Raw genomic sequence first — 24,087 nt, 5'->3', positions numbered from 1 at the left:
GCACTTCGTTGCTTCGATACGCTGCCCCGAAGCGCAACACCCCCACAGGTTCTCTTGATGATCGCAGTCTTTCGCCTCTTCCTCGCCTGTTTTGGCCTGATCCTCTGCCTGTCGCTCCCATTGGCGGCGCAGGTGTCGCTTTATCCCGGGATCGGCGGTAGCTCGGAAGAGGTCACGGGCGGGGACCTTGCCGAGGCCATTCGCGCCGCGTCCGAGGCGGGCGCTTCGGTCATCGTGATCGACAGCGCCGGCCGGGTCGCCGCAACCGGCACCGACCCGGCGGCGGAGGGAACCGCGCCCGTCGATCCGATGGGCGAGGCGTCGCAACTGATGAAGGCGCAGGAAAAGGTCGCCGATTTCGTCGGCGCGCTGCGCTCGCGGTTCGAGGCGCTGCCCTATTCCATCTTCGAGGTGCAGTACATCCTGCGCCAGACCAGTCCTGACGGGCGGATTGCGACCTATGTCGAGGTGCTGGCGATCAACCTCGTGCTGCTGCTGATCGGGCGCTGGATGTCGATCGAGATCTACGGCAAGCGCATCGCGCGCAAACACGTGGTGTCGCGGATCCGCGAGGCACCGCGCGGCTATCGCGAGAAGATGCCGTTCCTGGTGTTCCGCTTCGTGATGGGGGTAGGGGCGACGCTGTTCGCCATGGTCTTTGCCTTTATCATCGGCTTTCTGGTCTTTGGCAGGATGCAGGATCTGTCGATCCAGTTCACCGTCACCGCCATCTTTACCGCCTTCTTCCTGGCCCGGACCGCCTCGGACCTGTGGCGGATGGTTTTGTCGCCCTATCTCAGCCAGTACCGGCTGCCGCCCTTTTCGGATCGCGACGCCAAGCGGCTGTATCTCTGGGCCTCTGTGCTGGCGACCTACGATATCTCCAGCGAGCTGTTTTCGACCTGGGTCGCGGATTTCGGCTTGAACTACAATGTCTATGCCATGGTCTATGGCGTGCTGACCGGGATCGGTGCCCTGGGCAATGTGCTGATGGTGCTGTTCAACGGGCGCGCGATCTCGAACGCCATACGCGGCGGACGAACCAAGGAGGACGTCTCCTGGTTGCTCCGGCTGGTTTCGGTCGCCTGGGCGCCTGTGGTCGTGTTCTACATGATCTTCGGCTGGTTCCAGCTGGCCTTTGATCTGGTCTTGGAAAGGCCGGTTCATATCCCGCTCATGGCCGGTACCTATGGCATCTTCGTGTCGGTCGTGGTGGCCTATGGCGCGATGAATTACCTGCTTGAACGCTACTTCGATCGCACCCGGCAGGTAAAGGAACTGAACGCGGCCCTGGCCGAGGCCGAAGCGGCGGAAAATCACCCGATGGCAGGAGCGGGCGCGCAGCGGCTCCACATCGCGACCTACGAGGACCTGGCCCGCCGTGTCGCTGGCATTCTGGCCTTTGTGGTGGGTACCTATGCGCTGGTCCTGATCTGGAATCCGGGGATGGACTGGACCGGCGAGCTGCCGCTCGACCGGGCGCTGGACGTGATGGTGATCATCTTCCTTGGTTACATCGTCTTTCACTTCTTCCGGATCTGGATCGACAGCAAGATTGCCGAAGAGACGGTGGATGTGCCCGAGGGAGAGCTGGGCGACGAGGGCGGCGGTACCAGCGCCAGCCGCCTGGCAACGCTGCTGCCGCTGTTTCGGGGTGCGATCCTGGCCGTTGTGGTCGTCTCGATCGTGCTGATCGCGCTGATGGAGGTTGGGATAAATGTCAGCCCGCTCTTTGCCGGTGCTGGCGTGGTTGGCCTGGCGGTGGGCTTCGGCTCGCAAACGCTGGTGCGCGACATCTTTTCGGGGGCGTTCTTCCTGCTCGATGACGCGTTTCGCAAGGGAGAGTATATCGACATCGGAGATGTGAAAGGGACGGTCGAGAAGATCTCGGTACGCTCGTTCCAGCTGCGCCACCATCTGGGCGCGCTGCACACGATCCCCTTTGGCGAGATCAAGGTGCTGACCAACTTCTCGCGCGATTGGGTCATCATGAAGCTGCCCTTGAGGGTGACCTATGACACCGATGTGGAAAAGGTGCGCAAATTGATCAAGAACCTCGGGCAGGAACTGCTCAGCGATCCGGTGATCGGGGACAATTTCATCCAGCCGCTGAAAAGCCAGGGCGTGATCGAAATGCAGGATTCGGCGATGATCATCCGAGTCAAGTTCATGACCAAGCCGGGCGATCAATGGCTGGTGCGCAAGCGGGTTTATCAGGATATCCGCGAGCTTTTTGCCCGCGAAGGCATCAAGTTCGCCCATCGCGAGGTCACCGTGCGCCTGGCCGACGGACAGGACGCCGCCAACATGACGCCGCAGCAACGCGAAGCGGTTACGGGCGCGGTTCAGGCCGCCATCGACGAGGATGTGCTGGACGACATGATGGACGACGACCGGTGAGGGGGAGACCAAGATTTTTCGACGAAAAATCTCGGGTCCCGCCTGCCTGTTGCTCAGCTATAGGGATCGAGACTGTCGCGCAGGCCGTCGCCGAGGAAGTTGAAGGCAAGCACCACCACAACGATGGGTAGCATCGGGATCGCGGTCCAGGGATAAAGCTCGATGCTGGCCAGGTTCTGTGCGTCGTTCAGCATCACCCCCCAGCTGACCGCGGGCGCCCGCAGGCCGAGGCCCAGAAAGCTGAGCGCGGTCTCGCCCAGGATCATCGCCGGGATCGACAGCGTGGCGCTGGCGATCAGGTGCGACATGAAATTGGGCAGCAGGTGTTTTCGGATCACCCGACCCTTGCCCGCGCCCATCATCTCGGCGGCGCGCACATATTCCTCTTCGCGCAGCGACAGGAACTTGGCCCGCACCGATCGCGCCAGCCCGGGCCAGTCGAGGATTCCAAGGATCACCGAGATGATGAAGAACACCGCCACCGGTGACCAGTTCGACGGCACCGCCGCCGACAATGCCAGCCAAAGCGGCAGTTCGGGCAGCGAACGCAGGATCTCGATCACCCGGTTGATCACCCAATCGGTCTTGCCGCCCAGATAGCCCGCCAGCGAGCCAAAGAAGATACCCAGCACGAAGGACACCGAGATGCCGATCAGGCCCACGGTGAGTGACAGCTGTGCGCCATAGAGGATGCGGCTGAACACGTCGCGGCCCAACCGGTCCGAGCCCCACAGGAACAGCGTCGCGCCCTCGGGTGCGCAGAACAGATGGGTGTCGCTCTCGATCAGCCCGGCCAGTTTGTAACTGTCCCCCTCGCAAAAGAACCGGATCCGCTGGGGGTTCTCGGTATCGGGGACAAAGGTCCATTGAAAGGTCTCCAGATCAGCCTCGGCGGTGATCGGATAGATGAACGGGCCGAGAAACTCGCCCTCATGCACCCAGCGTACCGCCTGTGGCGGGGCATAGAGGTGATCGGCATTGCGGAAATTGGGCGAGTAGGGCGCGATGAACCCCATGAAGGGCAGCAGCAGGTAGCTCAAGAGCAGGAAGATGCCCGAGATCAGGCCCAGCTTGTGGGTACGGAACTTGCGCCAGACCAGCAGCCAGTTGGGCGCATCCAGATCGCGCCGCTCCAGTTGCTGGATCGATTGTTGCGGATCATAGGGGGCGTCGTCGACATAGCGTCCGTCGGGAAGTTGGGTCATGCGTCGCGCCCCTCGTATCGAATGCGCGGGTCGAGCATGACCAGCAGGATATCGGAAATCATTGTTCCGATCAGCGTCAGCAGCGCCACGAACATCAGTACGAAGCCCGACAGGAACATGTCCTGGCTCTTGAGCGCTGTCAGCAGGGTCGGGCCGATGGTTTGCAGCCCCATCACCACCGAGACCAGAACCGAGCCCGACACCATCGAGGGTAGCAGGTTGCCGATATCGGCCACAAACGGGTTGAACGCCACGCGCAGCGGGTATTTGGCCAGCATCCGGCTGGGCGCCATGCCCTTGGCGATGGCGGTTTCCACATAGGGTTTGCCCAGTTCGTCCAGCATGTTGGCACGCAGGCGCTGCATCATCGCCGAGGCGCCGGCGGTGCCGATCACGATGGTCGGCACGATCAGATGCACCAGCACCGACTGGATCTTGGCCCAACTCATCGGCTGCCCCTCAAAGGCCGGGTCCATCAGGCCGCCGATGGGGATATCCAGGTACTTGCGCCCGTAATAATACAGGATCAGCGCCAGCAGAAAGTTCGGCGTCGCCAGTCCCAGATAGCCGACAAAGGCCGAGGTATAATCGGCCCAGGTCCGCGCCTTGGCCGCCGCGATCACTCCCAGCGGCAGGGCGGTGGCATAGACGAACACAATGGCCGCCATGTTCACCAGCACGGTCAGCCACAGGCTGTCGCCGACAATATCGGAAACCGGCCGGTCGAACTCAAACGACCAGCCGAAATTGCCCTGGATCAGGCCGGAAAACCCGTGCGGGCCGGGCATGAAGCCCATCCAGATCATGTATTGTTCCCAGACAGGCCGGTCGAGCGCGTATTCCTTGCGCAGGAACTCGGCCTTGGCCACGCCAGCGGACTGGCCCGAGGCCTTGAGTTCGGCGATCTGGTTGGACAGGTAATCGCCCGGCGGCAGGTTGATGATGGCAAAGACCAGCACCGAGACCACAAGCAGGGTCATCAGCATGGTTCCGAACCGGTAAAATGCGTAGCGCAGGATTGCCATTCCGCCGATCCGTCAGTCTTGAATAAAGAATTCGTCCATCCGGTGCACACCGAAATGCGCCCCCGGATCCCACGCCCACATGCCCTTTTTCGGCACGTTGCGCATCCGGGCCGAGACCACGATGGGCTGCGGCGCCTCGGCCAAAAGGCCAATGCCATAGATCTGGTCGGCATGGATGGCCAGCATCTCGCTCCAGGCGGCAGCGCGCGCCTGATCGTTGGCGGCGCTTTCCCAATCGTGCAGCAGCTCCATCAGCCGCTGCGCCTCGGGCAGGTCGGGCGCCTCACCCGCCTGGCCGGCGGTCTGATAATACTGCCCCCATTTCGGCCAGGCCAGAAACACCTGATCGGTGGGCGCCAGATAGGCCGGAGAGGTATAGGCCTGAGGCAGGCCGTTGTCCCAGCCGAACCAGACCGAGGCCATGGTCGTGCCCGCAAAGACCCGGTTGCGCAGGATGTCGCGATCCAGCGGGCGCATGACCAGCTTGACCCCGATCTCGCGCCAGGTGTCGGTGATGATCTGAAGCGCGTTCTCGACCTCCTGCCGCTCGCCCGCCGTTTCGATCACCAGTTCCATCGGGCGGCCATCGGGCAGCAGGCGGATGCCCGAGCCGTCGCGCTTGTCCAGCCCGATCTCGTCCAGCAGCGCGTTGGCCTGCGCCACGTCATAGGCCGCCCAGGCGTCGCGGTGCTCCTGCTTGAAGAAGGGCGAGGCCGGCAGCACTGCCATGGCACCGGGCTTGGCCAGCTTGAAATAAAGCGCCCGGTTGATCGCGTCGCGGTCGATCGCCAGCGACAGCGCCCGGCGCAAACGGGCATCGCGCAGCACCGCCCGCCAGCCGTCATCATTATGGTTGAGGTTGGGATAGATCGCGATCTGCGAGGCAACGCCGGTTTGCCAAAGATAGGTCTTGTAGCCGCCATCGGCCTCGCCCTTCTTCAGGATCGAGGCATCACGAAAGTCGAGCCCGCGCCCCTGAAGATCGACTTCGCCCGCGTTCGATTTGGCCGCGACAAGGCCGGGGGCCACGATCTCCATCTCGACGATGTCGATATAGGGCAATTGCACCCCTCGGGTGTCGATCCGGTGATAGAATGGATTGCGCACGAAGTTGTGGCGGATCTTCTTGCCTTCGCTGGCATTGATCCAAGGTTGCAGGGTCGGCAGCTGGGCATTGTCGAACTGGTACATGTTGTCCAGCTTGTTATGCAGCGCCGCCCAACTCTTGACCCGGTTTTCCTCGACTGCTGCGGCCAACGACGCAGCATCGGCATAATCCTGATGGAACTGTTTCAGGAAATGCGCAGGGCGATAGATGAAGGGCGGACGCGCCTGCGCCAGCGATTGAAGGAAATTGGGGTTGGGCTTGTCCCATTCAAACACCACGGTCGTGGCATCGGGAAAGCTGACCCGGGGCGGCTGGCCTTCGATCAGCAGGAAATCGGGAGGACCGGCGGGGCTGAGCAGCGGGTTGTTGGCCACATCCTTCCACCAGTATTCGAAATCGGCCGAGGTAAAGGGCGCGCCGTCCGACCATTTGTGCCCCTTGCGCAGGTGCAGGGTAAAGCGGCGATCCTCTTCGGCCTCATAGGATTTCAGCAGATCGGGGACCAGTTCGTATTTCTCGTCATAGCCGACCAGCCGGGCATAGCCATAGACGACCATCTGGCGGATATCCTTGGAGCGGGTGATCATGGTGCGCATCACCCCGCCCGGTGTGCCGAATTCACGCCCCTTGGCCTCGAGATCGACAATCAACGGTTCTTCTGGAATGCGTTGGTCAATGGGTGGCAGGTCGCCGGATTTCACCTCGGCCCCCCAAAAGATCGATTCCTGTAATGTCGGCACGGTTTCAGCGCGCAACGGTAATGCCCCGGCCAGAACCATGGTCAGGGCAAGCGCAAAAGTGCGTCGGGGCAATTCAAACATGGCAGCGTACCTTGTGTCCTGGCTCCATTTCCACCAGCGAGGGTATCACGGAGTCGGTGAAACGAAAGGCCTCGGCCCAGCTGTCTGGCGCACCGGCGCCCAGGGCCACAAGCTTCAGATTGATCGGCCGGTCGATATCGGGTTCCGGCTGGGCGGCGATCAGCGCCTTGGTATAGGGATGTTGGGGATTGTGGAACAATGTCTCGGGCGGGGCCTGTTCGACCACCAGCCCCTGACGCATCACCGCCACCTCGTCGGCGATACGCGCCACGACTGCCAGATCGTGGCTGATGAAGAGGTAAGACAGTCCCAGCCCCTCCTGCAACTCTTCCAGCAGGGTCAGGATCTGGTCCTGTACCGACACGTCCAGCGCCGAGGTCGGCTCGTCGCAGACGATCATCGCCGGGTCGAGCATCAGCGCGCGTGCGACTGACAGGCGCTGGCGCTGGCCGCCGGAAAAGGCATGCGGATAGCGTTTGAGCATGTCGGCGTTCAGCCCGACCCGTTCCAGCGCCTCGGCGGCCTTGTCGCGTTGCTCGGCACGGGTGCCGATCCGGTGGATCTCCAGCGGTTCGGTCATCGCGTCCTGGATGCGCATGCGCGGGCTGAGCGAGCTGTAGGGATCCTGGAACACCATCTGCGCCTGACGCTGGAACGCGGTACGCTGCACGCGGCTCATGTCATGCACCGTCAGCGGCGCGGCTTCTGGGTTGGCGCGGAACAGTACTTCGCCGCCGGGATCGGGCGGCTCGGCGCCCAGCGCGATACGCGCCGCGGTGGTCTTGCCCGAGCCGCTTTCGCCCACGATCGCCAGCGTCTTGCCGCGGGCCAAGCGGAAGTCGACGCCCCGGCAGGCATGGATCAGCTTATCGGCCTGCCAGCCCCGGCCAGAGCGCATGGTATAGGTCTTGGACACATCCTTCATCTCGAGGATCAGATCGTCCTGCGGCATCGGCAGGCCGACGGCTTGAACATCCGGAATCTCGGGCGCGGCATCGAACAGTTGCCGTGTATAGGGATGTGCCGGGTCCTTGAGCATGGCGGAGGCAGAGCCGCTTTCCATCACCCGGCCCTTGTGCATGACAACCACCTGTTCGGCCATGTTGGCCACCACGCCCAGATCATGGGTAACCAGGATCAGCGCCATGCCGATTTCGCGCTGCAACTCCTTGATAAGCCCAAGAACCTGCGCTTGGGTGGTCACATCCAGTGCCGTGGTCGGTTCATCCGCGATCAGCAGGTCGGGTTTGGCCACCATTGCCATGGCGATCATCGCCCGCTGCCGCATGCCCCCCGACAATTCGAACGGATAGGAGTTGTAGGCGCGTTCGGGATCGGGAAACCCCACCCTTTCGAACTGTTCCAGTACCGCCTTGCGCGCCTGCCGCTCACTGGCGCCGCGATGCAGCCAGAGCACCTCACTGACCTGATTGCCGATCCGGTGCAGCGGCGAGAGAGAGCGCATCGGCTCCTGGAAGATCATCGAAATGCGGTTGCCGCGGATCGACCGCATCTGCCGCTCGCCGAGCTGGTTCAGGGCGAGCGGCCCTTCCTCGCCGTTCAGAGTGATCCGGCCCATGCGGATTTGTGCCGCCTTGGGCAGGATGCGCAACGCGGCCCGGCAGGTGATTGTCTTGCCCGAGCCGGATTCACCCACCAGCGCCAAAGTCTGCCCGGGCATCACCTCGAAACTGACGTCCCGCACCACGGGTTCGTCGCGACCAAAGCCGATGCTGAGGTTTTCGACAGACAATAAAGGGGTCATTCAGGTGTCCCACCCGACTGGCCAGAAAACGACATGACGCTATCAATACCCCCAACGGTCTTTATTGTTTTGCCTGCACTTTCGCGCGCCGGGCGCCGGTTCGTCAAACCTCAATTTCGCAAAGATGGCCGGGAAATCGCGATATTGCCGGTCTGATGACTGTCAAAGCGGGGCGGAATTTGGCATGAGGAGCAAAAGCGGCACCCGGAACGGCGCCGCGCGGACAAGGGAATATCAGATCATGAGCCAACCAGAGCAGAGCCGCCTCGACCTGTTCATCGACCGGATGGTGTCGCAACGGGCCTGTCTCGACCATGCCATCGCATTGACCGCCGAATTGCCCGGTCCGGTCTACGAACTTGGTCTGGGCAACGGGCGCACCTATCACCACCTGCGCCAAAATGTGCGGGGGCGCGATATCTACGTGTTCGAACGCGCGGTGGCCTCGCACCCCGATTCGACACCGCCCGAGGCCGCGCTGGTCCTGGGCGATATCCGCGAGACCCTGCCCGCCACACTGGAGCGGTTCGGCGCCACGGCCAGCCTGATCCATGCCGATCTGGGCGGTCACAACCGGGAAAAGAACGATCGTTTCGCCCGCATGATCTCGCCTCTGATCGAGCCGCATCTGGCGCAAGGCGGGCTGATGGTGTCGAGCGACCGGATGTATTTCGAGGGGCTCGAGGAACTGCCGCTGCCCCCCGGAGCGGTTGAGGGGCGGTGTTTCATCTACCGGCGCGGATGACGTCCGGGCGATGTGCCGCAGGGTCACGCCCGTGAACGGCTAGGCGCGCGGCGCGGTTGATGCCTAAGCTTGGTGCATGCTGCACCAGAGGATCCCGTCATGCTGTTTTACGACTGTTCCACCGCGCCCAATCCGCGCCGCGCCCGCATGTTCATCGCCGAGAAGGGGGTGGAGATCGAGAGCCGCGATATCTCGATCGCGGCGGGCGAACAGTTGCAGCCTGCGTTCCGGGCGGTCAACCCGCGCGCAACAATCCCGGTTCTGGTGACCGAAGAGGGCACGGTGCTGACCGAGAACCTCGGGATCGCCGCCTATCTTGAGGCGCGCTTTCCGGAACCGCCGCTGATGGGGCGCACGGCCGATGAAAAGGGTCTGGTGATGATGTGGAACGCCATCGCCGAACAGCAGGGCGGCGCGCCGGTGGCCGACGCGCTGCGCAACGGGCATCCGGCGTTCAAGGATCGCGCTATCCCTGGCCCGGCCAACCATGCCCAGATCCCTGAACTGGCGCAGCGCGGGGTCGCGCGGGTGGCGCAGTTCTTTGATGTACTTGAAGATCGATTGAGCGAAAGCCCGTTCGTGGCCTGTGATCATTTCACGCTGGCCGATATCTCGACCTTTGTGTTCGTGGATTTTGCCCGGGTGATCAAGATGCGGGTGCCCGAAGGTAATACCGCAACCCGCGCTTGGTATGAGGCCATCAAGGCCCGTCCCAGCGCACAGATTTAGGTGGTCCCTTTCGACTGGAGCCGGAAAACACATGTTTTCCGGGCCGTTTTCCGTGACGGAAAATGGCGCCTGCCGTGCGGTCCGGTGCCTTTGTCGTATAGGGGAGCAAGGCGCAAGTAGTACTGTACATAAATGTCTAGACAGGTGCCCAACCCCGCACTAGCCTGAGGCGAGGAGCAAGGGAGGGTCGTATGAAATCCCATTATCGCGTTGTCGTCATCGGAGGTGGCGTTGTCGGTGCCTCGGTTCTTTATCACCTGGCCAAGTTCGGCTGGAGCGATGTGGTGATGCTTGAGCGGCGCCGACTGGCATCCGGATCATCCTGGCACGCGGCGGGCGGCATCCATGCGCTGAACGCCGATCCCAACATGGCGGCCTTGCAGGCCTATACCATCGACCTGCTGTCCGAGATCGAGAAGGAATCGGGCCAGAACATCGGGCTGCACATGACCGGCGGTCTGACGCTGGCGGGCACGCCCGAACGCTGGGAATGGCTGCAGGCGAACTATCGCATTTTTCAGTCCATCGGTATCGACGACTGCGAGCTTCTGACCCCTGAAGAGGCGCAGCGCCGATGCCCCATCATGTCGACCGATGGCGTTCTGGGCGCGATGTGGGCCGACCGAGAAGGCTATATCGACACCACCGGCACGGTGCAGGCCTATGCCACCGCCGCCCGCAAGCGCGGCGCTGAGTATTACGAGGACACCAAGGTCGAACAGCTGATCCAGACCGCCGACGGCTGGCAGGTGGTCACCGACAAGGGCACGATCACTTGCGAACACGTGGTCAATGCCGCCGGTCTCTGGGCCAAGCAGGTGGGCCGAATGGCGGGCGTCGAACTGCCGGTGTCGCCGCTGAAACACCACTACCTGATCACCGATACGGTGCCCGAGGTGGCAGCGGCGGAATTCGAAATGCCGATGACCGTCGATCTTGAAGGTTTCACCTATATGCGGCAGGATCAGAAGGGCATTCTGGTCGGTATCTACGAGATCAACCACGAACATTGGGCGATGGACGGCGCGCCCTGGAACTATGGTGAGGAGCTGTTCCAGGAACAGCTCGACCGGATCGAGAACGAGCTGATGCTGGGCTTTGCCCGCTACCCCTCGATCCAGGACGTAGGCATCAAGACCTGGGTCAACGGCGCCTTCACCTTTTCGCCCGATGGCAACCCGCTGGTCGGCCCGGTTCCGGGCAAGCGCGGCTATTGGTCGGCTTGCGCGGTCATGGCGGGCTTTCTCCAGGGTGGCGGCGTCGGCAAGACTCTGGCCGAGTGGATGATCCATGGCGAGCCCGAGGCGGACGCCTGGTCGATGGACGTGGCGCGCTATGGCGACTATGCGCAGAACAAGCGCTACATCCGGGAAACCACCGGCCAGTTCTATTCCCGCCGCTTCGTGATGTCTTACCCAAATGAGCAGCTTCCGGCGGGTCGACCGCTGAAAATGGCCCCGGCGCATGACGCGATGACGGCCGCGGGCTGTCGATGGGGCGTCAGCTGGGATCTCGAAGTGCCGCTCTACTTCGCGCCCTCCGAGGATTTCGTCGAGAACCTGACGCTGAAACGCTCGAACGCGCACCCGATCGTGGCCGAGGAATGCCGGGTGATCCGCGAGGGCGTGGGCCTGATGGATATCACCGGCTTTTCCCGGTTCGAGGTCTCGGGTCCCAACGCCGAAGCTTGGCTGGATAAGCTTTTTGCCACCAAGCTGCCCGCGCCGGGGCGCGCGCGCCTTGCCGTGATGCTCAGCGAGACGGGCCGCCTCAAGGGCGACCTGACGCTGCTCAACTGGGGCGACGGAACATGGTGGATCATGGGCTCCTATTACCTGCGGGCCTGGCATATGCGCTGGTTCAACGACCATCTCGACGATGGGGTGGCTGTCCGTGATCTGGGCGAGGAGATCTGCGGTTTTGCTCTTGTCGGCCCGAAATCCCGAGCTGTGATAGAGAAACTGGCCGAACAGGATATCTCGGACCTGAAATTCATGGGCTGCGGCGACTTTGACATCGGTCTTGTCCGCGCCCGCGTCGCCCGCATGTCGGTCACCGGCGAGATGGGCTACGAGATCAACTGCCGCTATGGCGAGCACATCGCGCTACGCCGGATGCTGCTGGAAGCCGGCGCGGGCGAGGGAATCCGCGAGGTGGGTTTCAACGCCTTGCTCTCGACCCGGATCGAAAAGAGCTTTGGTATCTGGTCGGCGGAATTCACCCAGGATCGCACCCCCGGCATGACCGCCATGGACCGCTGGATCGCCTGGGACAAGGGCGATTTCATCGGCCGCGCGGCTGCGATTGCCGAGCGCGACGGCAATGGCCCGGCCCGGGTGCAGGTGACATTGGAGGTCGAAGCGGCCGACGCCGATGCCTCGGGCTATGAGCCGGTCTGGGCGGATGGCACGCAGATCGGTTTTGTCACCTCGGGTGCCTATGGCCATTACACCGGCAAGTCGCTGGCAATGGCGCTGGTGGACCGGGACAGGGCACAACCGGGTACGAAGGTCAGTGTACATGTCGTGGGCGTCGAACGACCCGCCAAGATCATCGCACCCTCGCCCTATGATCCCGACGGCAAGGCGATGCGCGGATGAGCGGCGGGCGGCGGGGCAGGCGGGCACGGACCGACGCCCCGGCGCCGGCCCGCCAGGTCGATTACCGCAACCTGCGCAACCCGTTCCCGCCGATGGCGGCCTTTTCCGACGACCGGATCGAGGCGCTGCACGAGGCGGCGCTGAGCGTGCTTGAAGATTTGGGGATCATGGTTCTGCATCCCGGCGCACGAGATCTCTATCGGCAGGGTGGTGCCCGCATCGACGGCGAGATGGTTTACATGGGCCGCGACATGGTCGAGGCGGCGCTGGTCAGCGCGCCGAAGTCCATCCGAATGCGCGGCGCCGTGCCCGACCGCGACGTGGTGCTGGAACTGGGCCGAATGGCGTTTCAGCCCGGTGCCGGTTGCCCGCATGCCACCGACCTGACGCGCGGCCGCCGCCCCGGCACCATCGCCGATTTCCGCGAACTGGTGCAGATCACCCAGAGTTTCGACGTGCTGCACATGGTGCCGCCGCTGGTCGAGGCGCAGGACGTGCCGATGCATCTGCGACACATGGCAATGACCGAGGTCGAACTGACCCAGTCCGACAAGGTGCCCTTCCTCTATTCGCGCGGCACGCCGCAGGTGATGGACGGGTTCGAGATGATCCGAGATTTCCGGGGCCTGTCGGATGCGGAGTTCCGCTCCGAGCCGTGGAGTTACACGATCATCAACACCAATTCTCCACGCACGCTGGACCTGCCGATGGCGCAGGGGCTGATCGACTTTGCCCGCCATGGCCAGTTGGCGATTGTCACCCCCTTTACCCTGATGGGCGCGATGGCGCCGGTGACGGTGGCGGGCGCCATGACGCTCAGCCATGCCGAGGCGCTGGCGGCCATCACGCTCAGCCAGTTGGCGCAGCCCGGCGCGCCGGTCTGCTACGGCACCTTCACCAGCAACGTGGACATGAAATCGGGCGCGCCGGCTTTTGGCACGCCGGAACATTTCACCGCCTCGCTGGTGGCGGGGCAACTGGCGCGGCGCATCGGCCTGCCCTGGCGCTGCGCCGGGGGCAGTGCCGCCAATATCAACGACGCCCAGGCCGCGAACGAGACACAGTTCGGCCTCTGGGGCTGCCTGCTGGCCGGGGCCACGGTGACGATACATTCGGCGGGCTGGCTCGAAGGGGGGCTTACCGTCTCATACGAAAAGATCATCACCGATCTGGAAGTGCTGCAAATGGTGGCCGAGCTCTGCGCGGGTACGCCCGCCACCGACGCGGATATCGCGCTGGATGCGCTACGCGAAGTGCAGCCGATGGGCCATTTCTTTGGCGCTGCACACACGATGGCGCGCTATCAGACCCAGTTCTATGAACCGCTGGTGGGAGACTGGTCGAATTTCGGTGCCTGGACCGAGCGCGGGGCAGTCGATGCCAATCATCGCGCCACTGGCATCTGGCGCGGGATCGTGGATAATTTCGAACCACCGCCCATGGACCCGGACCGGGTCGCGGCGCTGCAAGACTTCATCGCGCGCCGAACCGCCGAAGGGGGCGCCCCGCCCGAAAGCTGAGGAGACCCGCCATGGGCAGCAAACCGATCCTGCATCGCGACGATCCCAGCGCCGAGCCGCTGGTGGGCAACATCAAGGTGACGCGTGACGACTGGCTGAACGTGGCGATGGATGTGCTGGTCTCGGACGGGGTCGAGCAGGTCAAGGTCCTGAACCTGGCCGAGCGGATGGCGGTCTCGCGCTCGTCGTTCTACTGGTATTTCAAGTCGCGCCAGGACCTGCTGGACGCGCTGCTGGCGAAATGGCAGGCCACCAATACCGCGGGCCTGATTGCGCAGACCGAGCTGCCTGCCGAGACCATAACCGCCGCGGTCTGCAACCTGTTTCACTGTGTTGTCGATCCGGCGCTGTTCGACACCGCGCTGGATTTTGCGGTGCGCGACTGGGCGCGACGGTCGGGCAAGGTGCGGCGCTTGCTGGATCTGTCCGACAGCCGACGGCTTGAGGCTCTGACAGCCATGTTCCTGCGCTATGGTTACAGCCAGATCGAGGCCGAGACCCGCGCCCGCGTGCTCTATTACATGCAGATCGGCTATGACCTGGCGCAGATGAACGAGCCGATCGACCAGCGTCTGTCCTTTGTGCGGCACTATCTGTTTGTCTTTACCGGCGTGCAGGCCCGTGACGAAGAGGTCGCCGCCTTCAGCGCATTCGCTCGCGGTTTCTGGGAGGGACGACGACCATGAACAGCCCCGACGCAATCATCATCGGCACAGGCGTGATCGGCGCGGCGATTGCATTCGAGATGGCCAAGGCAGGCTGGAAGATGCTTTCGCTGGATCGCAACGCACAGGTGGGCCACGGCTCGACCGCTGGATCCTGCGCCATCATCCGGATGCATTATTCCACCTTCGAAGGCACGGCGCTTGCCTGGGAGGGTTATCACTATTGGCGCGACTGGGCCGACTATCTGGGCCTGCCCGAGGGGGCAGAGCTGGCGCGGTTTCGGCAGACCGGTTGCCTGGTGATGAAGACCGACGCCAATGATCAGCTTGACAAGCATATCCAGACATCGGCCGAACTGGGCATCCCGTTCGAGGAATGGAGCGCCGAAGAGGTTCAGGCTCGCCTGCCGATTTATGCAATGGACAGCTATGCACCTGCCCGGCGGTTGGATGATCCGGAGTTCGGCAAACCCAATGGCGGTCGAATGGGGGGCGCGGTTTTCTGGCCCAATGGCGGCTATGTCACCGATCCGGCGCTGAGTGCGCAGAACCTCATGGATGCGGCGCGACTATACGGGGCGTCGGTGCGCAACCGTGCCGAGGTGGTGGAGATCCTGCAATCGGGCGGACGGGTGGCCGGGGTAAAGCTGGCCAGCGGCGAGGAAGTCCACGCCCCCGTGGTGATCAATGTGGCGGGACCGGGCTCGGCCATCGTCAATCGCATGGCGGGCGTCACCGGAGACATGACCATCCAGACCCGCCCGCTGCGGCAGGAAGTGGTGCATCTGCCCGCACCCGAAGGGTTCGATTTCGAAGCGCAGGGTACCATCGTCTCGGACAGCGATATCGCCTGCTATTGTCGGCCGGAGCAAGGCAATCACATCCTGATAGGGTCAGAGGACCCCGCCTGCGACCCGCATCAATGGTGCAAGGATGATCTGGATTATGATCGCAACTTCACCGATCAGTGGACCACCCAGGCCATGCGCTATGCCCAGCGGGTGCCGAGCCTGGGTATCCCGTCGCGGATGCGCGGCGTGGTGGATCTCTACGATGCCTCGACCGACTGGATCCCGATCTATGACAAGTCTTCGCTGCCGGGGTTCTACATGGCCTGCGGCACCAGCGGCAACCAGTACAAGAACGCCCCCATCGCGGGCAAGATGATGGCCGCGCTGGTGCGTTATTGCGAGGAAGGCGGCGATCACGACGCCGCGCCGCTCCAGTTCGAACTGCCCTATATCGGACGCCATATCGACGTGGGTTTCTACTCACGCAAGCGGCCGGTCAATCAGGAAAGCAGCTTCTCGGTCCTGGGATAGCGCTGTCAAACGGCGCGCCTTCGGCGCAAGACAATGTCTCGTCGTCGTTCCTCCTCCTCGGAGCGTGGGGGGAGGTGATGGTCATGCGCTGGTGCAGCGGGGATGAGAGGTCAGATGCCTCCGGCGGGAGTATTTCGGACCAGAAAGAAGCGGGAAAGATGCTGCTTCTTTCTGGTCACAAATACTCAATCCGCCGTCGCAGCAAGTGCAGGCGCTGCGGATCGGCCCTTGTCGAGGCGGCTGGCTATGTCTGCTTGTACACGTTTGACCGCTTCAACCCGGACCGGGCCATAGCCGCGAATTTCGCCTGCCAGGGTCAGGACGGATTGCCAGTCGGCCTCGTTCGTTGCGGTGCAGTCCTGCTGCATACGGTCGAGCAGGGCGAGATACCAGGCCAGTGTTTCGCGATGCAGGCGAGCCTCGAAATGGTAACCAAACGGGTTGAGCGCGGTGCCGCGCAGCGGTTTGGCGCGGGCGAGCAGGCTGAGGACAGGGCGCAGCCATGGACCGAAGCCCCGTTTCAGGGGCCGTCCGCGCGCGTCCCTGCGATGCGCCAGTAACGGCGGGGCAAGGTGGTAGGTGAGTTTGACGTCACCCTCGAACTGCTCTTGCAGGTCCCGCTGGAAGTGGTCTGCGGTCAGCAGCCGGGCGACTTCGTACTCGTCCTTGCTGGCCATGAAGCGGAAGAGGTTGCGCGCGGCCTCACCGATCAGCGCGTCGGGGGCCTGAGGCAGAGCGCGGCGTAGCGTGGCGATGCGATCGGTGAAGCGTGCGGCATAGGCGGCATTCTGGTAGTCGGTCAGAAAGGTGGCCCGACGGGCGAGCATCTGGTCGAGGGTTTCCTCTGCCTCCGGGGTGGCGCTTTCGACGTCGAGCCGCGCGGGATCCTCGGCAAGCGCCCGGCCCGCGGCAAAAGCGAGGCGGTTCTTTTCCACCGCCACGCCGTTGAGCAGGATCGCCTGTGCCAGTGCACTGCGGCTCACCGGCACCAGCCCCCGCTGCCAAGCGTAGCCCAGCATCATCACATTGGCGAAGACCGCGTCGCCCAGCAGCTGTTCGGCGGTCTGGTTGGCGTCGAAACCGCTGACGTTCTCGGTGCCGACCACGGCGCGGATGGCGGCCTCGCGCGTGTCGATCTTCAGCTGCGCGTCGCGATGCAGCACCAGATCGCCGGTGGGCATTTCGGCCCGGTTCAAGACGACCTTTGTACCGTTGCGATAGTGAGCGGAGGCCTTGGGCGCGGAACTGACCACCATGTCACAGCCGATCACCGCATCGGCGCCGCCGGTGTCGATGCGCACCTGGTGCAGGGCGTCGGGCTTGGCGCCGAGGCGGATATAGCTGAGCACAGTGCCGAATTTCTGCGCAAACCCGGTGAAATCCAGCACCGAGGCGCCCAGCCCTTCGAGATGGGCGGCCATGGTGATCAGTGCGCCCACGGTGACGACGCCGGTGCCGCCGACCCCGGTGACCAGCAGATCGAACGGATCGGACAGTGCAGGCAGGGTCGGTTCGGGCAGGCCGCTTTCCAGCTGTTCCAGATCCAGTTTGACCGCGCGCTTGCGCCGGGTGGCGCCCTCGACGGTCACAAAGCTGGGGCAGAACCCGTTCAGGCAGGAGAAGTCCTTGTTGCAGGAGCTGAGGTTGATCTTGCGCTTGCGGCCCAGCGGGGTTTCGCGCGGCTCGACGCTGAGGCAGTTGGAGGCGACCGAACAGTCGCCGCAGCCCTCGCAGACCAGATCGTTGATCCAGACGAACCGGGCCGGGTCCTCGATTTTAACGCGCTTGCGGCGGCGGCGCTTCTCGGTGGCACAGGTCTGTTCATAGATCAGCACGGTGACGCCCTTGATCTCGCGCAGCTCTTTTTGCACCGGCATCAGCTCGGCCCGGTCGTGGAACGTGGTGCCGGCGGGGAAATCGTCGCGCGAGAATTTCTCGATGTCGTCCGAGACCAGCGCGATGCGCGCGACCCCCTCGGCGCGGCAGGTCTGGGCGATGCCCGAGACGCTGACCGGCCCGTCGACCGGCTGGCCGCCGGTCATCGCAACCGCGTCGTTATAGAGGATCTTGTAGGTGATATTGGTGCCCGCCGCGACCGCCTGCCGGATCGCGAGGGAGCCGGAGTGATACCAGGTGCCTTCACCCAGGTTCTGGAAGATATGCTTGCCGCCGTTGAACTTGGACGCCACCACATGCGGCACGCCTTCGCCGCCCATCTGGGCGTATCCGTCGGTGTCGCGGTTCATCCAGCTGGCCATGACATGGCAGCCGATGCCGCTGTTGGCGCGCGAGCCTTCGGGCACCTTGGTCGAGGTGTTATGCGGGCAGCCCGAGCAGAAATAGGGGGTGCGGGTGGCGCCGGGCACCGCGATCACGGGCGGCGGCGTTTCGGTCAGCGCGCGGGCGCGGGCGGGCAGGTTCTCCTCTGGGAAGAACGCATCCAGACGGGCGGCCACGATTGGCGCCAGCATCAGCGGGCTCAACTCGCCGGTCCAGGGGATCAGCGGCTCGCCCTGTTCGTCGTATTTGCCGACCATCCGGTGCGGCTTGTCGCCGGGCCAGTCATAAAAATACTCCTTGAACTGGCTCTCGATGATGCCGCGTTTTTCCTCGACGACCAGCACTTCCTGCTTGCCGCGCACAAAGCGCAGCGCGTTGCGGCGGGCCAGCGGCCAGACCATGCCGACCTTGTAGATGTCGATGCCAAGCGCGCGGCACTTGGCCTCGTCCAGACCCAGGAGGCGCAGCGCCTCCATCAGGTCGAGATGCCCCTTGCCGGTGGTGACAAAGCCAAAGCGGGCGTTGGGCAGGTCATGGATGCGCCGGTCGATCGGGTTTTCCTCGGCAAAGGCGCGCACGGCGCGCAGCTTGGCCTGAATGCGGGTCTCGATCTCGGGGCTGGGCAGATCGGCGCGGCGGATGTGCAAGCCTCCGGCGGGCAGGTCGATCTGCGGCAGGGTGAACTGGCGATCCGGGCGCAGCTCCACCGAGCGGCCGCTTTCCACGGTTTCGCTGATCGCCTTGAACCCGACCCAGGTGCCCGAGAAGCGCGACAGCGCCAGGCCGTATTCGCCGAACTCCAGGTATTCTTCGACCGAGGCGGGATTCAGCGTCGGCATGAACCATGCCATGAAGGCCACGTCGGACTGGTGCGGCATCGAGCTGGAGACGCAGCCATGATCGTCGCCCGCCACCACCAGCACGCCGCCCTTGGGCGCGCTGCCATAGGCGTTGCCGTGCTTCAGCGCATCGCCCGAGCGGTCCACCCCCGGCCCCTTGCCGTACCACATCGAAAAGATGCCCTCGTGCTGGCAATCGGGGTCCAGCACCGCCTGTTGCGCGCCCAGAACGGCGGTGGCGCCCAGATCCTCGTTCACGGCGGGCATGAAGGTGATGCGGTCCTGCTCCAGTCGAGCCTTGGCCCGCCACATCTCCAGATCAAGCCCGCCCAGCGGCGAGCCGCGATAACCAGAGACAAAGCCAGCGGTGTTCAGCCCGGCAGCGCGGTCGCGGCGGGCCTGATCCATCATGATCCGCACCAGCGCCTGGGTTCCGGTCAGGAACACGCGGCCGGTGGTCTGGTCGTAACGGTCCTCCAGCGCATAGCTGCGCAGGGCTGGGGCGGGGTGGGTCATCTGGGCTTCCTGATCGCGGTGGCTGAGGGTTCGCGCGAAAGGATAATCCGGGTTGAGTGGAAATCGGTGCCAGAAACTCCGGGTTTGCCCGGGTCTGCCGGATAAACTATTCATCAAAGGTCAATGATGTGAAACAACAGACCGAATCCATGCAATTAGATGACCGCGACCGCCGAATCCTGACCCTGCTTCAGCAGGACAGCCGTATCTCGAATGCCGATCTGGCCGAGGCGGTGGGCATGTCGGCCTCGGCCCTTTGGCGCCGGGTGCGCGCGTTTGAAGAGGCGGGGGTGATCACCCGCTATGGCGCGGTGGTCGATCCGGGGGCGATGGGGCTAGATTTCGAGGCCATCGTGCACGTGCATCTGACCCGGCACGATCCGGACGGGATCGTCGCCTTTATCCGCGCTATCGAGACCGCGCCCGAGGTGCAGGAATGTTACGCCACCACCGGTCAGGCCGATTATCATCTGCGGGTGCTCTGCCCGGATCTGGCGGCCTATAATATCTTTCTGGAACGCTTCCTGTTTCGTCTGCCTGCAGTGGCCAGCGCCCAGACGAATGTCGTTTTGCGAACGATCAAGCGTAGCCGTCCGGTCACGTTGTGAAGACCTGATGTTCCCACTATGAGAACAGATTTCGGAGACGGTCAGGCTCGGGTCGAAAGCGATCCGTTCGAAGCGCCGATACAAGAAAAACACCCTAGTCCGGGACAATACCATTCGTGGTATCGCCCGGTATTAGCATGATCCCGATCTGTGGTCCGTATGTCGATTCGAAGGTAGAACCGTTGCCTGCATGGTCTGGCTGGCTGGCGACCTTCGCGCCGTATTTGCGAGATGTCGTTGGGTGGTTTGATCCCGCAGTTCTGGCCGGCCCCCGGAAATTCCAAGATTCTCCGTCGCGGCTTTGCTGCCGGAAAACGGGCGAGAGTTTAGTGGGCGAATTCGACCCAGGCCCAGGCCATGGCCAGATAGGTTAGCTGGTGCAGAAACTGGTCGAAGCCCATCGCATACCAGTATTTTGCCTGATTGGGTTGCAACGCGTTTCGATCAGAGTAGCTGGCCTTGCCATAGTCGATATTGAAATGAACCACCCATTCCAAGACCGCTATGACCAATGCGAACACCGCCGGCGCGCCGACCACCAGGAAAAGCAAGACCGATCCTAATGCATGGATCCCTGCATGCTGGGCGCGGCCTAAATGCCAATACTGGCAGCGACCGGACAACATTCTTGGTGTCTGCAGGAAGAAGTCTGCAAACATATGCTTGACTTGCAAAAGACCAAGCACCAACAGCAGCGAGGCTATGGTAACAGGCAAGAACACTCCTCCATCCGCGTTCCTGAACCCACCTTAGCGCAGGATTCGGGGGCTGCAAAAGGAACTCGTTCACAAATAAAGCCGATTGACCAAACGTAAATGCGATTGCCAGGCCGTATTAGGCCGCGATAGCTTCGAACTGGGGCGCCGCCTTTTGGTGACGGTCAAACAGTACAAGTCCGATTTGGGGGTCGGAGCCATAGAACGCACTTTGTTCCGTTTTATCTGGAAGTACTCCAGACGCGATCAGCTGATCCTGCTGATGGTGACGGCGACGCTGTTTCCGCTGCTCTACCTCACGTTGGAGCTTCCCAAACGCATTATCAACGACGCTATCGGCGCCGCCAGTTCCACCATCGAGGTTTGGGGCTTCACCTTTGACCAGGTAACCTACCTGGCCATCCTCTGCGCTGCCTTCCTGATCTCGGTCACTGCGCATGGGCTGATGAAAATGCGGATCAACACGATGAAAGGCGTTATGTCCGAACGGATGTTGCGCCGGTTCCGCTATCTGCTGATCACTCGGGCGCTGCGGTTTCCACAGCCCTATTTCGAGCGTGTCAGCCAAGGTGAGCTGGTGTCGATGATCACCGCCGAAAGCGAGCCGATGGGCGGGTTGATGGGCGATGCGATCAGCCAGCCGGTCTTGCAGGCCGGGCAGATGATCACGATCCTGTCCTTTCTTTTCCTGCAAAGCCCGTGGTTCGGGCTGGCTGCCGTCGCGCTGATCCCGCTTCAGGCCTGGCTGATCCCGCGCATGCAGCGCCAGATCAACCTGCTCAACAAGAAGCGTATCCAGGAGGTGCGCGTTCTCGCCGCGCAGATCGGCGAAAACGCGGCCGGCGCGGCGACGCTGCGATCCAATGCCGGCTGGCCCTGGCGGATGTCGATGATCAGCTATCAGCTGGGGCGGCTGTTCAGCATCCGCTTCGACATCTACCAGAAAAAGTTCTTCATGAAGTTCGTGAACAACTTCATCGGGCAGCTGACTCCCTTCCTGTTCTATTCGATCGGCGGCTATCTGGTGTTGCAGGGCAGCGTGTCACTGGGGGCGCTGGTGGCGGCGCTTGCAGCGTACAAGGATTTGTCGAGCCCCTGGAAAGAGTTGCTGACCTACTACAATCAGACACAGGACATGTCGCTGCGCTGGGAGGTGATCCTGGACCGGTTCGCGCCGCCGGGTATGATCGACGAAGACAAGTTCAGCGGTTTCCCCGAAGAGCGCCCGCGCCTGACCGGCGATATCGTGCTCGACAAGGTTTCGGTCCGTGATGCCGATGGCAATCTGGTGCTGGACGATCTCGACCTGACCCTGCCGGGCGGCAAGGTGATCGGTATCGCCGCCAGCAGCGAAGAGGATCGCCGCGCCCTGTCCGAACTGCTCACGCGTGAGGTATTGCCGGCCAGCGGACAGGTACGGATCGGCGAGGTCGGACTGTCGGATCTGCACCAGATGGTGGTGGCCTCAAGGATCGGCCATGCAACCTCGCGCCCGGTGCTGTTCCAGGGCACCTTCGGGGAAAACGTGACGATGCCGGTCCGGGTGCGCCCTCAGGGTGACAGCGGCGAGCCGGGCTTTCACGCCGAAACCTTGCGTGCGGGCAACAGCGCCGATCCCTATCACAGTGACTGGCTGGAGCCGGGCCTCGCTGGCTTCGATGATGCCCGTGCGCTGCGCGACTGGTGGCTGAAGCTGGTCGAGGGGCTGGGTTCGGGTGCGGCACTCTATCGTCGCGGCGCCGAGCAGGTCTTTGCCGAGGCCGATCACCCCGAACTGGCGGCGCGGCTGGTGGCGCTGCGGCCGGTCATTCAGGAGGCGGCAGAGCGCGCGGGGCTTGCCGGGCAGGCGCATTTCTTTGACCCCGGCCAGTACAACCCGGCGCTGCCGGTGGCCGAAAACCTGCTTTTTGCCACCCCGCGCGCGGCCTTCACGCCCGAGGTTCTGGCCGGTCAGACCGATTTTCTGGCCCAGATCCGTCAGATCGGGCTGGACGAGCCGCTGGTGCGCCTGACCCAGGACGTGATCGACATGCTGCGCCAGATCTTCGGGCTGGACGGCACCGACCACCCGCTGTTCCGCAAGCTGAATCTGGATGTACGCACCTACGAGACCGCATTGGAACTGGTGGAAAAGACCCGCGACGACGGCGCTCGGGCGCTGGAGGATGCGCAACTGGCCAGCCTGCTTGCGGTGCCGTTCCGGATCTCGGCAGACCAGATCGGCCCGGCCTTCTCCGACGAGATCAAGGCGCGCATCTTGGAACTGCGCAAGAGCCACTCGGCCGAGCTGATGCGCAGTCTGGACGATGTTTTTGCCCCGCTCGACCCCGACGCCTTTGCTCCGGGACTGAACGTGCTGGAGAATGCGCTGTTCGGCAAGGTAAGCGAGGTGGGCGGGGCGCGGTCGGACGAATTGCGCAAGATGATCGCCGAGGTGCTGGACGAACATGGCCTGCGACCTCTGGTGATCCAGCTGATCTATGATCTGCCCGTCACGCTGGGTGGGCAGAATGTGCCGGCGATTTTTGCAGAACCGCTGGCCTTTACCCGCGCGACAATCAAGAAGCCCGACATCCTGCTGCTCGACCGGGCGCTGGCAAGTTATGATATGCAGACCCAAATCGCTGTGTACCGCAATCTTCGCGCGTTGCTGCCCGAGACGACATTGATCTATCTTAACGATGCGTTCGAGAATCCGGACGTTTTCGACCTCTATATCGAGGTCCAGCAAGGCCGGATCGTGACCGAGGAAGTGCCGAAAAAACAGGAGGAAGAGGACAGCGTCGCCTCGGCCGATCTCAGCCGCAAGGTCCGCACGCTGGAGCAGACGCCGCTGTTTTCCGGTCTCGATCGGCGGCAGCTGCGGCTGCTTGCCTTTGGTGCGCGCTGGTACTCGGCCAAGGCGGGCGAGGTGGTGTTCCTGAAGGACGATCAACCCACCGATGGTGCCTATATGATGATCGAGGGCGAGGCCGGGCTATACCTGCCGCGCGAGGGGCAGGAGGATCAGTTGATCGTGACTGTCGGGCCAGGCCGCCTTGTGGGCGAATTGGGCCTGATCCGCAAGGAGCCGCGCGCGCTGAGCATGGTGGCGGCCACCGACATCACCTGTTTGCGCATCGGCGAGGAAGAGTTCCTGGCAGTGGTCGAGAACGATGCCGCGACCGCGTTCAAACTGTTGCAGGTGGTGGCGGGCTACGTCTCGAACTGACACGGTGCGCGT

The 24,087-nt window shown here is 63.2% G+C and carries 15 protein-coding genes; 9 read left to right on the top strand and 6 right to left on the bottom strand.

The genetic code is table 11. The features are described 5' to 3' along the window. Positions 1–57: 57 nt before the first annotated feature. Positions 58–2,400: a mechanosensitive ion channel family protein gene (locus AC2FNY_RS05080; protein ID WP_496801821.1), complete on the top strand. Its 2,343-nt coding sequence runs from the start codon at positions 58–60 to the stop codon at positions 2,398–2,400. Between the two features lie 53 nt (positions 2,401–2,453). Here AC2FNY_RS05080 and AC2FNY_RS05075 read toward each other — a convergent pair whose 3' ends face one another. Genes AC2FNY_RS05075 through AC2FNY_RS05060 form a run of 4 tightly spaced genes read right to left on the bottom strand, consistent with a single transcriptional unit; the run spans position 2,454 to position 8,324 of the window. Next, positions 2,454–3,605, bottom strand: a complete 1,152-nt coding sequence (locus AC2FNY_RS05075; protein ID WP_234142794.1) for an ABC transporter permease — start codon at positions 3,603–3,605, stop codon at positions 2,454–2,456. Further along, a complete protein-coding gene (locus AC2FNY_RS05070; RefSeq protein WP_496801820.1) occupies positions 3,602–4,630 on the bottom strand; it encodes an ABC transporter permease in 1,029 nt (342 codons plus the stop codon). The genes AC2FNY_RS05075 and AC2FNY_RS05070 overlap by 4 nt, the downstream gene beginning before the upstream one ends. A 12-nt stretch (positions 4,631–4,642) precedes the next feature. Continuing rightward, positions 4,643–6,559 carry an ABC transporter substrate-binding protein gene (locus tag AC2FNY_RS05065; protein WP_496801819.1) on the bottom strand — a complete coding sequence of 639 codons (1,917 nt, stop codon included), beginning with the start codon at positions 6,557–6,559 and terminating at the stop codon, positions 4,643–4,645. After that, on the bottom strand, positions 6,552–8,324 hold the full coding sequence (locus AC2FNY_RS05060) for an ABC transporter ATP-binding protein (RefSeq protein ID WP_496801818.1): 1,773 nt from the start codon (positions 8,322–8,324) through the stop codon (positions 6,552–6,554). Before AC2FNY_RS05060 ends, AC2FNY_RS05065 begins: the two co-directional genes overlap by 8 nt. A 241-nt stretch (positions 8,325–8,565) precedes the next feature. Between AC2FNY_RS05060 and AC2FNY_RS05055 the strand changes: the two genes are divergently transcribed. The 6 genes from AC2FNY_RS05055 (at position 8,566) to AC2FNY_RS05030 (ending at position 15,905) form a co-directional block, all read left to right on the top strand. Further along, a complete protein-coding gene (locus tag AC2FNY_RS05055; protein ID WP_234162743.1) occupies positions 8,566–9,069 on the top strand; it encodes a class I SAM-dependent methyltransferase in 504 nt (167 codons plus the stop codon). 99 nt (positions 9,070–9,168) lie between these two features. Next, positions 9,169–9,798, top strand: a complete 630-nt coding sequence (locus AC2FNY_RS05050) for a glutathione S-transferase (protein ID WP_496801817.1) — start codon at positions 9,169–9,171, stop codon at positions 9,796–9,798. Between the two features lie 191 nt (positions 9,799–9,989). Beyond that, on the top strand, positions 9,990–12,398 hold the full coding sequence (locus AC2FNY_RS05045) for a GcvT family protein (protein ID WP_234162741.1): 2,409 nt from the start codon (positions 9,990–9,992) through the stop codon (positions 12,396–12,398). Then, a complete protein-coding gene (locus AC2FNY_RS05040) occupies positions 12,395–13,918 on the top strand; it encodes a trimethylamine methyltransferase family protein (RefSeq protein WP_496801816.1) in 1,524 nt (507 codons plus the stop codon). Before AC2FNY_RS05045 ends, AC2FNY_RS05040 begins: the two co-directional genes overlap by 4 nt. An 11-nt stretch (positions 13,919–13,929) precedes the next feature. Next, positions 13,930–14,604 carry a TetR/AcrR family transcriptional regulator gene (locus AC2FNY_RS05035; RefSeq protein ID WP_234137410.1) on the top strand — a complete coding sequence of 225 codons (675 nt, stop codon included), beginning with the start codon at positions 13,930–13,932 and terminating at the stop codon, positions 14,602–14,604. Then, the gene (locus tag AC2FNY_RS05030) at positions 14,601–15,905 is read left to right on the top strand and encodes an NAD(P)/FAD-dependent oxidoreductase (RefSeq protein WP_496801815.1); all 1,305 of its coding nucleotides are present in this window, start codon (positions 14,601–14,603) and stop codon (positions 15,903–15,905) included. Before AC2FNY_RS05035 ends, AC2FNY_RS05030 begins: the two co-directional genes overlap by 4 nt. A 185-nt stretch (positions 15,906–16,090) precedes the next feature. On the opposite strand, the gene AC2FNY_RS05025 is transcribed toward AC2FNY_RS05030, so the two are convergent. Continuing rightward, positions 16,091–19,540, bottom strand: coding sequence for an indolepyruvate ferredoxin oxidoreductase family protein (locus AC2FNY_RS05025; protein ID WP_496801814.1), 3,450 nt, complete (start codon positions 19,538–19,540; stop codon positions 16,091–16,093). A gap of 149 nt (positions 19,541–19,689) precedes the next feature. Between AC2FNY_RS05025 and AC2FNY_RS05020 the strand changes: the two genes are divergently transcribed. After that, entirely contained in the window at positions 19,690–20,148 is a 459-nt protein-coding gene (locus AC2FNY_RS05020; protein ID WP_234137413.1) for an Lrp/AsnC family transcriptional regulator, read from the top strand. Positions 20,149–20,474: 326 nt separating this feature from the next. Here the strand turns inward: AC2FNY_RS05020 and AC2FNY_RS05015 are convergent, their stop codons facing one another. Continuing rightward, positions 20,475–20,864 carry a DUF3307 domain-containing protein gene (locus tag AC2FNY_RS05015; protein ID WP_234137414.1) on the bottom strand — a complete coding sequence of 130 codons (390 nt, stop codon included), beginning with the start codon at positions 20,862–20,864 and terminating at the stop codon, positions 20,475–20,477. 211 nt (positions 20,865–21,075) lie between these two features. Here AC2FNY_RS05015 and AC2FNY_RS05010 point away from each other — a divergent pair, with 211 nt between their 5' ends. Further along, on the top strand, positions 21,076–24,075 hold the full coding sequence (locus AC2FNY_RS05010) for a cyclic nucleotide-binding domain-containing protein (protein WP_496801813.1): 3,000 nt from the start codon (positions 21,076–21,078) through the stop codon (positions 24,073–24,075). Positions 24,076–24,087 lie beyond the last annotated feature (12 nt).

The organism is Ruegeria sp. BHSC223, from assembly GCF_059613025.1.
Note: the sequence above shows the minus strand (reverse complement) of the source record. Positions and strands in the feature narration are given on the sequence as shown.